10 protein-coding genes and 1 pseudogene are annotated in these 16,316 nt (G+C 33.7%); all 11 read right to left on the bottom strand.

The window, feature by feature from the left end; genetic code table 11:
- Nucleotides 1–29: 29 nt before the first annotated feature.
- A complete protein-coding gene (gene pepT, locus B4D49_RS04015) occupies nt 30–1,247 on the bottom strand; it encodes a peptidase T (protein WP_132869468.1) in 1,218 nt (405 codons plus the stop codon).
- 105 nt (nt 1,248–1,352) lie between these two features.
- The gene (locus tag B4D49_RS04010) at nt 1,353–1,928 is read right to left on the bottom strand and encodes a DUF6287 domain-containing protein (protein WP_165941986.1); all 576 of its coding nucleotides are present in this window, start codon (nt 1,926–1,928) and stop codon (nt 1,353–1,355) included.
- 16 nt (nt 1,929–1,944) lie between these two features.
- Complete coding sequence (locus tag B4D49_RS04005; protein WP_286783244.1) at nt 1,945–5,124, bottom strand: GBS Bsp-like repeat-containing protein; 3,180 nt, start codon at nt 5,122–5,124, stop codon at nt 1,945–1,947.
- 229 nt (nt 5,125–5,353) lie between these two features.
- Nucleotides 5,354–5,811: pseudogene (tnpA, locus tag B4D49_RS04000) on the bottom strand (IS200/IS605 family transposase).
- A gap of 189 nt (nt 5,812–6,000) precedes the next feature.
- On the bottom strand, nt 6,001–7,341 hold the full coding sequence (locus B4D49_RS03995) for a GBS Bsp-like repeat-containing protein (RefSeq protein ID WP_199542357.1): 1,341 nt from the start codon (nt 7,339–7,341) through the stop codon (nt 6,001–6,003).
- 73 nt (nt 7,342–7,414) lie between these two features.
- The gene (locus B4D49_RS03990) at nt 7,415–8,341 is read right to left on the bottom strand and encodes a glycosyltransferase family 2 protein (protein WP_199542359.1); all 927 of its coding nucleotides are present in this window, start codon (nt 8,339–8,341) and stop codon (nt 7,415–7,417) included.
- 122 nt (nt 8,342–8,463) lie between these two features.
- A complete protein-coding gene (locus tag B4D49_RS03985; protein WP_286783243.1) occupies nt 8,464–9,726 on the bottom strand; it encodes a glycosyltransferase family 4 protein in 1,263 nt (420 codons plus the stop codon).
- Nucleotides 9,727–9,728: 2 nt separating this feature from the next.
- Nucleotides 9,729–11,765, bottom strand: a complete 2,037-nt coding sequence (locus B4D49_RS03980; protein ID WP_286783242.1) for a rhamnan synthesis F family protein — start codon at nt 11,763–11,765, stop codon at nt 9,729–9,731.
- A gap of 121 nt (nt 11,766–11,886) precedes the next feature.
- Nucleotides 11,887–14,340 (bottom strand): LTA synthase family protein, encoded by a 2,454-nt coding sequence (locus B4D49_RS03975; RefSeq protein ID WP_286783240.1) that lies wholly within the window; start codon nt 14,338–14,340, stop codon nt 11,887–11,889.
- 18 nt (nt 14,341–14,358) lie between these two features.
- Nucleotides 14,359–15,336: a glycosyltransferase family 2 protein gene (locus tag B4D49_RS03970; protein ID WP_199542363.1), complete on the bottom strand. Its 978-nt coding sequence runs from the start codon at nt 15,334–15,336 to the stop codon at nt 14,359–14,361.
- A gap of 14 nt (nt 15,337–15,350) precedes the next feature.
- Nucleotides 15,351–16,313 carry a glycosyltransferase gene (locus B4D49_RS03965; protein ID WP_286783238.1) on the bottom strand — a complete coding sequence of 321 codons (963 nt, stop codon included), beginning with the start codon at nt 16,311–16,313 and terminating at the stop codon, nt 15,351–15,353.
- Nucleotides 16,314–16,316 lie beyond the last annotated feature (3 nt).

Here is a 16,316-nt window from a genome sequence, read left to right as displayed (position 1 = left end):
CTAACAAATAGCGCTTAGATAAAGCTTAATTATTTTTGAACGATTCCAATAATAACATCAACTGCTTTTTCCATTGTTTGAAGGCTGACAAACTCAAAGCGTCCATGCATATTTTCTCCACCAGCAAATAAGTTTGGTGTCGGAATACCCATAAATGAAATCTTAGAACCATCAGTTCCACCGCGAATTGGTTCAATAACAGGCGCGATGTCTAAATCTTCCATTACTTCTTTAGCTAACTCTACAGGAGTCATATCTTTTTCAATGACTTTTTTCATGTTGTAATACTGATCACTGAGCGTAACAAGAACACAGTCTTTGCCAAGTTCAGCATTCATTTTATCGGCAATTTCTTGAACTAATTTTTTACGATTTTCAAATGATTCATCTTCGAAATCACGAATAATATATGAACTGTGTGCTTTTTCAACACTACCTTCCATGCCATGCAAGTGGTAGAAACCTTCGTAACCTTCAGTATTTTCTGGACGATCAGCTTCTGGTAATCGATTATGGAAATCAATTGCTAATTGTAAAGCATTAATCATTTGATTTTTAGCTGTACCTGGGTGAACATTACGTCCCATGAAATCAATCTCTAAACTTGCAGCGCTGAATGTTTCATATTGAAGTTCACCAAGCGGACCACCATCAACAGTGTAGGCAAAATCAACATTGAAATCATCAACATCAAATTTATTAGCTCCGACACCAATTTCTTCATCTGGTCCAAATCCTACTCGAATTTCACCGTGTTTGATTTCAGGATGAGCCACCAAATACTCAATGGCTGTCATAATTTCAGCAATACCTGATTTATCATCTGAACCAAGAAGAGTTGTTCCGTCAGTTGTTACCAAGGTTTGACCTAAGTAATTATTCAAATTTGGAAATTCTTCTGGTGAAAGAGCATAACCAGATTCACCTAATTCAATAGAACCTCCAGCATAATTGTCGATAATTTGTGGATTGATTCCTTCTGCATTAAAATCGGCTGTATCCATGTGAGCAATAAATCCGATTTTACGTGTTTTTGTTGAATCGTTAGCTGGTAGTGTACCAACAAGATAACCATTTGTTAAGTAATGAACATCTTGCAATCCTACAGACTCCATCTCAGGTTTCAAAATGTTCAAAGCGAAATCGACTTGAGTTTGAGTCGATGGTGTTGTAGTGCTATCTGGATTACTACGTGTATTAACTTTAACGTAGGTTAAAAAACGATTTAATAAGTTTTCGTAAGACATCATTCACCTCTATTTTTCTCGTTAACTATTATATCACATAATCGGTTACAAAAAAACAACCACATGGGTTGTTTTTTAAGTAAGCTTCACTCAAAAATAGTAGAGTTATTTTGAAACATGATAGTAGGCCTTGTTAGCCAAATCACCTGAATTGATATCAGCTGATGAAATCACGCGATCTTTTGAGACGTCTGTGTTATCAGCTTGTCCATTTAGATAATCTGATGAAAATGAGGTCCCTGCAGGAACAATATACAAAGTAACATTTGATCTTGTACCTGTCTGAACATCTAATAACAGAATACCGTTTTGATCGATATCTAACATGTTAGGTGTCATGCCTTCTGTCGCAAGTCCAGTATCATTAAATGTCAAAATATCACCTGATGCATTTTGCCAATTTCCAGCCATAGTAGAATAATTTGCTTTTAAAATAGCACCTGTGTAAATTGGTTCAATGTCTTGTTCGGCTTGTGAAGATGAAGCTTCTGTTGAAGATGATTGACTTTCTGAAGAAACCGATGACGAAGTAATACTTGTACTTGAACTAGAAGTTGTGACTTTGGCACTTGTTTTAGTTGCTGAACTTTGTTTTGTATGATTTTCCGAGTGATTTGTACAAGCTGTCACCATACAAAGTGACAAGACTAAAGTCAGAACAAGTTTTAATCGCTTTTTCATCGTTATTCTCCCCCTTTTACAAAGTAAATCGACCAGTGTAATCAATACTTTCATCTAGCGCATGAGATAATTTTGGTGAAACACTTGTGTATTGCCATGCAGCTGTATTTGAATAGTAAGATAAAGACTTAGCTGATTCTTGATCCAAATAGGTATAAGCATACAAATAATGCGCTACCCAGAGATTTGACAAACCAAATTTAGCTGTGTTTAATTTTCCACCTTTAGTGTCCAACCAGCTTGCCATTGTGTAATAAACATTATTACTATAGCCAAGTCGATTCATCTCATCTTTCCATGCTTGTGTATTACCATTAAGGTCACCATTTAGCATTGCACGCTCTTCCATATCATTAACCATTGTTGTTGATCCTGAAAGTCCCATTGATTTAGCAACACTGACAAAGTACTGTGCTTCTGCTCTTGCTTCTACAGCTGTCTCATAATGAGAATAATGGTAGGCAGATACTTTTAAGCCAGCGGCTTGAGCATTGGCAATCTGTGCTCGAGCGTATGGATTCGTGTATGATGTTCCTTCAGTTAATTTAACAACAACCCCAGTAATTCCTTGACTCTTCAATGATTGATATTCACTAACTGAAATTACACCATTGTGGCTACTAATATCAATGAAATATGATGGGGCGTGAACCGGCTTGTCAGCGTTCAATGCATAAGTTCCGAGATTGAATCCTGAAGTTGTGCTATCAGTGAAATCAACATAAACATGAACCGTATAGTCACCCTTGATATAACCATGATTTTTCTCATTAACCATCACAGTAACCACACCATCATAAACATCAGAAGTTGTATACCAGTGAAGATTAGATTGATTACTTTCAGACCATGCTGCAACAGTAACGGATTTGATTTTTTTAGTATTTTCAGACTCAGCTACACGAACTTTTAAAGTACCACCATTTGCATCATGATTTTGAACCGTTACAGATGGGGCAACAACATAGTTTTCAGTTGCTAAATCAACACCATTTGTTGCTGTTAATCCTTCAAGAGAATGACTAACTTGACTTTGACCATAAACATGAATATTATAATGTCCTGATTCAAAATTGTGTTGTTTTGGTGAAAATGTTAATACATATGTGCCATCTGCTTGTTTAGTAGCCTGATACCATTTAATATCATCTTGACCATTCTTCTCTGTCCAAATTGGAAGCGTAATACCAGTAATATAAACAGGAACATTTGAAACAGTTACTTTAACCTTAGCATCACTTTCTTTAGTAATCGTTGCTTTAACTTCCGGTTTTGGAACGTTGATTGATGTCGCGCTGATGCATGTCATCTTGCCATTAATTACAGCATAAGTATGGATGAGATATGTACCATAATCACCTGTATAAGCTGCAGTCAATTGGCCATTAGCTGGCACTTGATACCACTTAAGATCATCTTGATCATTTTTAGCTGACCAAACGGCATGTGACACCTGTAAATCTGTGCTAATATCACTTGGCATAGTAATTACAATACCATTTTGAGTGAGTTTTGCTTCGACATGGACATCGCCAAATTGATAACCTGCTTCAAAACGTGTTCCAAGAAGACCAACTAAACTATTTGTGACACGACTATTACCATACACATGAACATTGTATGTACCTGATTCAAAGTTATGTGTAGCTTCGCTAAAGATAACATAATAAGAACCATCTGCTGCTTTAGTAGCTTTATACCATTGAATATCATCCTGACCGTTAGCTTCTGTCCAAGTTGGAACTTGAATACTATCAATATAGACAGGCACATCAGTAATGGTTACTTTATAAGTTGTGGCGCTCTCTTTTGTAATTTTTGCTTTAGCACTTGGTTTTGGAACATCAATAGATGTCGCACTCAAGCAAACCATTTGACCCTTGATGACTGCATAGGTATGAATCAAATAAGTACCATAATCACCTATATACTTAGCTGTTAATTGGCCATTAGCTGGGACTTTATACCAAATAAGATCATCTTGATCATTTTTAGCTGACCAAACGGCATGATAAACTGTCAAATCAGAGCTGACATCACTTGGCATAGTGATTGCTATACCATTTTGAGTGATTTTTGCTCCAACATGAACATCGCCAAACTGATAATCACCTTGGAAGCTTGTTCCTGTTAAGCCTGTTAGAGAGTTGGTTACAGCACTTGTTCCATAGACATGAACATTGTACTGACCACTTTCCATATTATGTTCAGCGATACTGAATGTTTTGCTAAATGTACCATCTGCACTTTGACTTGTGCTATACCATTTGATGTCGTCTTGACCATCCTTTTCAGTCCAAGTTGGTAGTTGAATACTTGTGATATAAGCTGGAATGTCACTAACAGTCACTTTATAAGTTGTTTCATCAACTTTTGTAATTGTCACTTTAGCACTTGGTTTTGGAACATCAATAGAACGACCGTTTAAACCAGTCATTTGACCATTAAGATTTTGGTAAGTGTGAATATAGTATCTTCCATAAGACCCAGTATACTTAGCCACAACATGACCATTGCTATCAGCTGTGTACCAAATTAAATCATCTTGGCCATTAGTATCAGACCAAACTGCAAACATAATTTTAGCACCAGCTGGAATAGCTTTGTTATACTGAATATCAAACCCTTTGTTTGTTAGGCTAGCGCTAGTTACTTCTTTAACTGCTACTTTTGATGCAGCCAATTGATTAATTACTTTTTGGCTAACAGCTTGAACATTCGATGTTGAAACCTTAGAATCATTGATAATTGATGATGACAAACTGTTTTCAGATGATACTTCATCTAAATGATTATTTTCAGTCGTTTCAATACTATCATCAAGAGAGTTTTCAACATTCTCTTTCTGCTCTTCAGAAATTGAAGGATCAATCAGACTTGTATTGTCACTGTCAATCTTGTTAATTTCTTGACTATCAACAATTGCTGAACCTTGGTTGTTAACATCGGCTAATTCTTGAGGTTTGTTTTGAACATCAGATGATGGTAATGAGTTAGATGTTTCATTATCAACAGAATTAACAGTATCGTTATTCAACTGTGTTGATTCCGATTGTTCTACCGATGGTTGAACATTCTCAGTTACTGTCGCTGTCGGGCTTACTGTATTTTCATCAGCAAAAACTTGCCCCGAACTTAAAAAAGCTCCTATAATAATCGGAGATATTAGGCAGCTTCGAAGAATATTCTTTTTCAAATCAATCCCCCTCTTTCTATCTTTACTCAAAGATATTGTAACATGATTTTGAAAGCCCTTCAAGCACTCATACTTTCATCAAAATCATAACCACCCGTCAAACGGGTGGTTTGTACAAGGGCTATAAGCCCATAACACCAGCCAGCGCCTAAAGACGCTGGCTTTCACTTTGTTCAAGCCTATTGCTCTTGACTCGTCACAAGTCTCTCAAAGAGACGTTCGTAATCACTTACTTATCCCTAAAGAGATCTTCATATTCTTTAACACTCAACTTATATTGCACTATATCATGTTTTTCTTGTTCTTGAATATATTTTTTTATCGTCGCTTCGTTAAGTCCAACTGTACTTACGTAATATCCCTCTGCCCAAAAATGTCTATTGCCAAATTTATATTTTAAATTTGCGTGCTTATCAAACATCATTAATGAGCTTTTTCCCTTTAAATAACCCATAAATTGAGATACACTTATTTTGGGGGAATACTTACAAGCATATGAACATGGTCTGGCATTAAGTAACCTTCTATTATTTTTACTCCCTTATATTCACATAAACGCCTGAAGATTTCTCCTAAACTACTTCTGTATTGATTATAAATAACTTTTCGTCTATACTTAGGAATGAAGACGATGTGATACTTACACATCCACTTTGTGTGTGATAAACTGTATGATTTATTAGACATACTTTTTATACTCCTTTCGCTAAGCAATAAGCTTGAACAACTTTATTGTACTGCGAAAGGAGTTATTTTATATAACTATTGTTACCCACCCGCATAGCAGGTGGTTGTTTTGTCTCACACCTTACGGAGTGAGACTGACTAAAGTCATATAATAAAAAAGGTGACATTTTAATGACACCTTTTTATGAATTAATCTGGATAAATGTAAGAAACATCACCACCCCAGAATGAATCAAGTGGGTTGAACCAGCCGCGGAAATTACCGATGTACTGTTTTCCAGCATAATTTGCTTCTTTAACTTGAATACGTGTGTTACTTGATACAGCAGTTACATAAGCTACATGACCATAGCCACCACCATCATGTGGCCAAACAACAATTGAACCAACTCTTGGTGTTGTTCCTACTCTAAATCCTTTTGCACGCGCATTAACTGCCCATCCACCAGCGTTTCCAAGCCGATTAGGAATCCAAGGCGCCAAAGATTTTACACCCCATGTACATTGACCAACTGGATAAGTGTTTGTTTCATTAATGTAAGTTGTAATGCGTGGAGTTGAGGTAGTGGTTGGTTTAGGAACATTAACTGCATTAAAGCCTGATGTTACCCTTAACCCTTCAAAATTATTACTAATAGCATTTTGTCCATAAATATGAACACTATAGTCACCAGATGCATAACCGTGATTCCCTAAATTGATTTGTGCTTTATAAATTCCATCTCCTATTTTTGTTGTCGTGTACCATTTGATATCATCTTGTCCATTTGCATTAGACCAAACTGGAACAGTAATTGAAGTAATATATTCTGGTACATCAGTTACTAATACATCATAAGTTGTGTCATTAACTTTATTAATCTGGTAAGAAACCTCTTGCTTATCAATTGTAATATCTTGACAACTTATCCCTGACATCTTTCCATCTTGTGATACATACGTATGAATATTGTATTTACCGTATCCACTATGATTTTTTAAATCAGCAATTGTTGTTCCTGTACCATTATCAGCATACCATTTAAGATCATCTTGATCATTTTCTTCTGACCAAACAGCATAATAAAGCGTTCCATTGGTTGGAGCATAAATATCCGTAGACATTCGAATACCACCATCTTTGAGACTGAGTGTCGGCGCTTTTGGACTGATTCGTGTATTTTCCATGACAACTCCAGATCTGCTACCATCAGTATAAGTAGTATAAACATGAGTATTATAATTTCCTGCATGATTACCATGATTAGCTAAATTAAACTGAACTTTAGCTTGACCATTCGAAACATTTGAACTTGAATACCATTTAAGATCATCTTGACCATCTTCTTCTGACCAAATAGCAACATCAATACTTTTAATCGCTTTTCCATTAGTAGATTGCTGTGCAGTTACCTCAAAAGTCTTACTTGCTATATCAAATGGTGTTTTAGTTACTAGGGCATCTGACTGTTGATCTGCCATAACCGAATTAGTAAGAAATGCCATGCTAAGCACAGCTGTCGACAATAAAGCTGATTTGATTTTATTCAAAAAGCTGTTCTCCTTTTAATATAATGTTTTACACTATATTAATTCGGAAAAACAGCTAGAAAATAATATAAATTTATCCTTTTTCTTTCACAATATAAACTGGGCGCTTCTTGGTTTCTAGGAAAATTTTAGAAATATACTTTCCAATAATTCCCAAAGCAAGCAACTGAATACCACCAATAAATAGGATGATACAAACTAAGCTCGCCCAACCCGAAACACTACCTCCTATGGTAAGTTTACGGATAATGATAAACAAGATTCCTAAAATCGATACAATAAACGAAATCGCTCCAGCCCAAAGAGATAAATCAAGTGGTGCTTCTGAAAAATTAATGAAACCTTCCATAGAATATTTTAATAAACTCCAAAAACTCCAAGAGGTTTCACCTGCAACACGTTCACGATTTTCGTAAGCGATGTATGTAACATCAAACCCAACCCAAGAAAAAATCCCTTTAGAAAAGCGGTTAACTTCGCCAAGTTCTAAGATGCTGTCTACAACTTGTCTTGTCATTAAACGAAAATCACGCGCACCATCAACCATTTCTGTATCAGAGACAGCATTAATAATTTTGTAAAACATTTTTGAAAAGAATGATCGGATAACGGGCTCACCTTTTCGATCGGCACGACGTGTCCCAACAACATCGTATCCCTCTTTGATTTTTTCATACATATCAATCAAAAGTTCAGGTGGGTCCTGCAAATCAGCATCCATAACAGTAATAAAATCACCATCTGCTGCTTCAAGACCGGCTAACAAGCCAGCCTCTTTACCAAAATTACGTGAAAATGACAAATAATGAACATTCGTAAAGCGTTTTGCAACATCCCGAAGAACTTTTAAAGTTTCATCCTTTGAACCATCATTGACAAAAATATAATCAAAAATCAATTGGTCCTTCATTTTTGCTTCAATTTTTTGAGTTTCCTCTAAAAATGGATAAATTGTTTCTTGTTCATTGTAGCAAGGAACAACAATAGATAGTTTTTTCATTGGACTCTCCTCAACATGAAATAACACGTCTATAAGTATAGCATAGTCTAAAATAATTTTCATAAAAAACTATGAAAATAAAAAAAGAGAAGGTCTCCCTTCTCTAAAATAAAGATTAAGCGTCACTGCTTTTTCAGTTTTTGTCTTACTAGATAAAGAGTATGACTAATTTTACGAGCTCCTCTTTCAAGTTTGGTTGGTTCTGCATTCACAGTAATCAAATCAGAAATGTGACGCAATGGTGTCTCAAGTGTTGCTGAATCTTGATTTTTAATTTTTTCAATAATCTCTCTGTAGGTTATTTCAACACTATAAAGTTGTTTGGCTTTTGCTTTATCTTGACTAGCTTGTCCATAAATAGTTTCCTGATTATCCAACATTGATTTAATCATATCAGTCAATTCATCAACATTCCCCAAATGGTACATTGATCCAATTTTAAAAATATCATAAGCTGTCTTATGTCCCAAATTATCTGATAAAATTACTGGTAATCCCTTCAGTATTGCCTCAACATAAACTAGGCCAAATGTTTCTTGAGCAGATGTGAAAACACAAATATCTTTATCTGTCAAATATTCCCATGGATTCGATTTGAAACCTAAAAACGAAATGTTTTTAAGTTGATGCTTATTAATATAGTTTTGGCACTCTTTTTTATAATCATCATCCCATGGACCAATAAAAACAAGTTCTAAATCAGAATGTTCTTTTGTTTGCAGACGTTCAAAACTCTTAATGAGTTCAAGTTGATTCTTACGTTCATTAATTCGACCAACTGAAACTATCCTAACCTTATCTCCCTTAGCCAATTCCATGTCTGGAATTTGAGTATAAGGAACAAAACATCCAATCTTTCTATTTTGGAACAATTGTTGAAGACTATTATTTAAATTTCCTGATACACTAAAAATCTCTGTAGAATACTCTGAAATAAAATCACATTTATCAAGATAATAAGAAAATTCTTTTTCAGGGAATTCATGAATCAACCAGTAATGTGGAATACCTGCAAGTTTTGCTGCCACCGCTCCTTGAAAGACATTAACAGTATTTGAAACAACTAAATCAATGGAGTATTCTTCAATGATTTCACCAATTTCTTTAATATTTCGACGATAAGATTCTACACGATGTGCTTTAGAACCTGGTTTTCCACCAGGTGCATCCTCCCACCACCACTTGGCAGCAGGAAGGTATATCATCTTAATTCCAACTTCATCATAATGTTTTCGATGTTCGTCTTGCTGCGGTTCTGGAATTTCCTGACAGACACTATAAATATTATATCCTTGAGATACCAAGTATTTCATTAGATAAAAAATAGATATTTCTGCACCATTATCAAATGTTGTTGTTGGTGTAACAAATAAAATATTTTTCATGTTTAACCTTTTATTTCTAAAAAATTCATTTTAATCGCTTTAGTAGTAGCGCGTGACATAATTGTTCGATAAGCATTTTCAGCTATTTGACTACGATAAGCTTTATTAATAATTAAAGCCTCTAATTTTTCTTCCCATTCAGTATCTGAAGCCAAAATACCGTCAATACCATCTTCGATCATATCCTCAAATGAACCTATCCTACTAGCAACGGTTGGCACCTTAACAGCTGCTGCTTCTAACCACTTAATTTCTGATTTTGCTTCATTAAAGGTTGAGTGAACCAGAGGAGCTAAGTTGATATCAATAGCAGAAATCAATCGCGGTAGCTCTTTCCAATCAACATAGGGATGGGTTACAATTTGCTCACCAAAACAAGCAATGTCTTCAGGAATATCCAAATGACCAGCTAAATGTAATTCTAAATACGGGTATTTCTTCAATAACAAAATAATAGCTGGCTTAATCATTTCAAAATTTTCATTATGGGTTATTGAACCAGAAAAATATGCCATCTTAACTTTATTGTCATCAGATTCTTTGTGTGGTGTCTGTGAACTAATAGCAACCAATTCTTCTGATAAGACATTACGATTTATAATCACAGTCTTTTTATAGTTTTTCAACTCTTTTGCCAACTGATTTGTCGAAGTAATGACCGCATCACATTTTTCAAGCATTCTGCCATAACCTCGAACACTCTCATCATAATTATTTTTATCTACTGCTGACAACCCCTGCGTATAAGCAAGTTGATCAGTGTATTTTGTACCAAAAACTAAATCATCAATGTCGTAGAAAACCGGAACACCTGTTTTATTTGCTAACTGACAAACTTGGTTTAAAATAGGAAGATCTGGTGCACGATAAATAATAATATGACTAGCACCTTTACAATCTAACAACTGTAGTTTTGACATGTCAACAACCTTCACATTATATCCTAATTGCTCAAGTTGCTCTGCTTTGTTTAATACACGATATCGAGTACATTGCGGAATAATATTCTCAACACCATCAATGATTAAAACATACTTTTGTTGTGCCTTTTTCTTAAAATCATCAATAATAGTCATGATGATTTCAACTGGATAATTTGTTTTTTCTTCAATGTATGAGAAAAGTTCAGGAATTTCGCTATGACGTTCCAATCCTTGCCAAATAAATTGATCATCATCGTAATTTGAGAATGCTGAATATTTTATTAAAGGAGATCCCTGTTTTAGAACTCGTAATGGATGTATGTACATCGCACTATCAGTTGTATCCCTAATCAAAGCATCATAACGAAAACCTAAATTAGCAAAATATTTTGTAAAATATGTTTCGTGTCTTCCAATCGCTTTTTGACGTGAATCTGTATCACTAAGTTTTTCCCAATAACGATAGAATGACTTTTGATGTAATAGACTACGTTCAATCACAACAAAATACGTTTGAATATGCTCCGGAATATAACCAAAAGGATTTACTCCTGTGAAGTCTGGTTGAACTTCTCCCAACGAAACACCCCAAAAATCCAATGATTTTGAATTAACTGTTGAAAAAACTTCTTCTAAATCTCGAAAAGGACCAATGTTAGTATCATTAACTAACAATAATTGATCATATTCCTTCAATTTTTCAGAGCCTAAATTTAGAATTCCTGCTCTAAAAGCCGCTACATCGTAACCCTTATTTTCTCTTAAAGTAACTTTACCGATTTTTTCTAAGCGTTCAATGTCTGACTGTGATAACTCACCATTAACAACAATGTAAATATCATCAACAATTTTAGCTAAGGCCTCTAAGAAAATAACTTTATACTCTTGAAGTGTTTCTTTTCCTTCAAAAATATTATAAATCAAAACACGTTTTACACGTGGAAGATAGTCATTATCTCGAAAATAATCTCGAAAAGCACGAAGAATAATACATCTTATTTTAAAGAAAGCCTTCTTCCCAAAAAGAGCAACTTTTTTTAAAAGTTGTTTCATTTTATACAGTAGTGCTTTTAATTTTACAAAAAAATGTTTGTTACCAATAATCCTCATTTTCATTTCCAATCTTTTTTCTATTATATATTCTACACTAAAGCTTGCTTTTTTTCACTAGTAAATCTATTTTGAAGAATAATATTACAATATAAAAAGAGAGCTTTATTGCTCTCTCGATATTTTACTATTGAAAATCAAAGAAATCAGAATGCTTCAAAATATACCCTTTTCCTTCAGACAAATCATACTGAATTAATTTGAGATCTTTAGCAATTTCTTTACCATCACCATCAAGTTTATCTTTATCAACACTAGCTTTATTTAAAACTTCCGTTAACAATGCATAATAAGGCGATACACGCGAATTTGTATGGGCTAATAATTCAGCTGGAAAATCACTAGAATTAACTAATGGATAATCATCTTTAACAGTACCATGATTTGACCAAATAAAATAATCAGTCAAATACTGCAATTCAGGATTATCCTTAAAGATTGATTTTGGATAAATACCTGGTAAATGATCTCCATAGAATACAACCGTAATTTTCTTATCAATTCCTTCTAATTGCTGTAAAAACTCCGCAGTGCTGCTATCAGTATAACTCAAAAGTCTCGCATAGTTCGTTAAGCTTTCATTTTGGTCACTTGTCAAACCTTCTCCACTTGCCGTAATATCAGTCAAATCAGTTGGAAACCATGGTCCATGGTTTTGCATGGTCATCACAGAAAAGAATTGGTTTTGATTAGTATCAATCTTAGAGAGAATATTATCATAGGTTGACGTATCACTTGGGTAAGCTCCCAAAATATTAACCTCTTCTGCAGTATCATCTGACCCTGATGTAGCAACAAATTTATCAAATTTTAATTTCGTATACACTGAATTACGTGCATAGTGAGTAGCATCAGATAAATGAATGGCAATCCTATTTTCTGGCTCAAAGGCATTACTAATTGATGGAATATAATTCATCTTCGGAATTACCTCAGTATACAGAACTGAAATCATATCATTGTAGTTATACATTGGTAAACCTGTTAAGGTCTGGAATTCCATATTAGCTGTTCCACCACCATAACCATCGGATTTCATTAAGCCCGATGTTGTTCCGGCTTGAATCTGTTGAATTTGCGGTATTACTGGAGCCGATAAAGTTACCCCAGGAACACGAGCAGGATCAGCTAAACTTTCACTTAGAATGAAGATCACTGTTTGATCAGAAATATTTTCTGTCCTTATGGCATTTATTTCACCAGCAAGATTTGTATATTTCTTATAAACTTTGTCAATTTCCTTTTGACTATAATTAGCTGGTTTTTCAATATCAGTAATTGTTATCTGTTTTAGCCATACAAAGCTCAAAGATTGAAATCTTGTATTAGCATTAATTCCTTGCCAATTGACATTATAAAGGTTATAAACAGAAGATAAAACTGGAATATGTTCAGGAATTCTTCCATCCTCTTGATTCTTAAATATCGATAATGTTCCTGAAAAAGCAACAACAATTGTAACGGCAACTGCTAATCGTTGTTTCCAATTTTTAAATATTTGCCCGGGCAAACACTTTTTCCTAACATAATACAAAATAACAATTGTCCAAAGTATCCCTACTATGCTTAATAAAAGAGCATTTTCACTAACATATTCTTTAAAAAATCCGATATCATTTAACCAAGTAAAATCTGCAATCAAAAATGGCTCATTACGTAAAGTAAATTTTTCAGCATTAATATAGCTGATTAAGACTCCTAAAACAATGTTAAAAACTGTAGCTGGTAAATAGCGATTAATAGTAATATAAATCACCATGAAACAAGCAAAGATAATTAAAATTTGAAATATCGTTGCTCCTGAGGCGATATAATACCCATAAGATTCACCTTTTTCAGTCACTCCCGCTTGAATTGTAAAATTAAAAATAAAAGCCAACAACAAACTTGTCGCAACCGATAAAGAAGGGGTTGGCTTATTCTTAAAAAGGTGACTTATTCCTTTAGCTGATGCATAAGTGATTAAACTAAAGAAAACATACATGCCAAGAGAATAATGCAGTAATTGTCCTGCATAAGCTGTCTTTTTAATATCTTCAACAAGAAAAAGTGTATTGGAAAGGAAACTATTTATTAATTGGTTGCTTGTAACAATAAACATTGTTGCAATTTGACTCATTACTAAAATGTCATAGCGTTTCTTTTTCAGAGAAAAAGCATTAATAAACTCATTAGAAAAATAGCTTGAGAAGCGATTAAAGACCAGAGCTAATAACAGTAAACATGCTAAAGGAATTAAAAAGTTAAAATCCCAAAAATGTTGAAATTTTGTCCAGTCAAATTTTTCATTATTAAGATTTAAAGTAACTTTTACAAAATAAGCACCTATTACAAAAAGAAAGTAAATAAGTGGAAGATATAATAACCACCATTTATTATCCATTCTTTTTCGAATTTGGAGGGCATATAAGACGATAAAAACACCTAACAAAATCCAAATAAGCGGTGTAATAGTTCGATGATTTTCTAAGCCAATTACTATAATAAGATGTAAGTAGGTAATGAGAAAGGTTACAAAATAGGAAAGTAAAACACCTTTATTCTTCTTACAAAAATTACCTATTGATTTTAAAAATATCATTATACCTTTTGAAAATCCTTAACCTTTAAACTTTTTGTACAGACCAAGTAACTTATTAAACAAGGCAGCTGCCTTTTCTACTCCTATCCCTTTTGCCACCAAGCCAGTATATTTAAAACTTTTGTTTTCAATCTGCCTTGAATATTGTAACAAATATTCATAATTTTTTAAATAGTTTTTAATATCAAAGCTGTTTTTATATAAATGAACAAACGGCAAAATTGAAATATATGAAATTGCAAAATAGACTTTTAATGCTTCCTGTTTTTCAAATGGAAGTTTTTCGATATTATCAAGGCCAATTGAAATACTCTTTAAAATATCGAGAACATTTTTTTCTTTAACAACATTGGTGATACTTCCTGCTCGATTTTGACGATACATGTATTGTGCATTGTCAAAAACTGCATAACTTGTCATTAGCTTCAAAAGATTTGCACACCAAAGACAATCTTCTGAAAGGAAACCGACTTGAAAATCTAGAGAACCGTCTACAAATAAAGTTCTCTTTACACATTTATTCCATGCAGGTGCGGTTATCAATTCACGTTTAACTAAGTCTGTACAATCTTTCTTTATATTTCCCGATAATCCTTTATTACTGATTGTCTTCTTAACAATTTTATCGGTATAATGGTATGAGTAAGAATAGATAATAACATCAACAGAATTTTCATTAAGTCTATTGTTGATGTCGTTTAAAAAAGACTGACTTGACCAAAAATCATCTCCATCTAGAAAGATTATATAATCACCATTTGCTGCTTCAATTCCGCTATTTCGTGCAGCAGATAATCCACCATTTTTTTGATGAATAACTTTAACTTTTTCGGATTTTTGGGCAAGGCTATCAATGATTTGAGGTGTTTCATCAGTTGCTCCATCATCAACAACAATAACTTCAAAGTTATCATAATCTTGATTTAGAACACTTTCCACACACTCTTCGATATATTGTGCCACATTATATGCCGGTACAATAATTGAAAATTTCATTTTATCTCCTCTAATCATTTTTTACTTTTACAATAAACTGACGCAAACAGTGGTAACAAATAACATTTATCTAAAAGACTAAAAACTAACACTGCACAACGATTTGAAAATTTTTCGCCCTTCAAGCGACGTGATAACGGTGATATTTTTCTAGAAATATTTTGCTCACGTAAAAATGCTTTAATTTTCCTATTATAAGATAGGAATTGCTGTTTACTAGATGAACGTCCTGAAAATAAAAGATACCAAATATAATATCTATAAATAAAATATGACAAATAATCATCTGGCTCTGGATTATTTTCTAAAATTTTCTCTAGTAAGATACGGATATCTAAGCGATCATCTAAGCCACGTTGAGAGGTATTAGATACACTATCATCATTAAACATCCATTTATAGCCAGAATAGGAAATAATATTAATATTTTTGGTTTTAGCTAAAAACTGTAGGTTAAAGGCAACATCTTCTCCTATTCCATAATCAAAGAATTCAATGCTATTATTCAATAAAACTTGTCTTCGATAAAGCTTCGCCCAAGGGGCCATCACTATGTATTTTGCCCACTCAGTTTGACTTAAGCTTTCTTTAAACAAAACTTTTCCTGAATAAGTCATACGAGTATAGCCTGAAAAAACAGCATCAGCATTTGATTGAGAAATTGCTGTATACAGTTTTTCCAAATAATCTGTTTCTACTAAGTCATCATTATCAACAAAGGCGACAAAGTCGCCTTTTGCTTTTTGAATTCCTAGATTTCGTGTTTTTGAGACACCTTCATTTTCTTTATTAACAAAAACGATATTGCTATACTGCTTCGCATAACGCTCACAAATTTCAGCAGACATATCTTTTGAACCATCATTTAAAAGAATGATTTCATAGAAATCACTCTCTAATGTTTGATGTAAAAGTGAATCAAGACAGTCTGATAAATGTTCTTGAGCATTGTAAACCGGAACAATAACACTAATCATCCA

The organism is Streptococcus sp. UBA4344 (assembly GCF_002393675.1).
Lineage (GTDB): Bacteria > Bacillota > Bacilli > Lactobacillales > Streptococcaceae > Streptococcus > Streptococcus vicugnae.
Note: the sequence above shows the minus strand (reverse complement) of the source record. Positions and strands in the feature narration are given on the sequence as shown.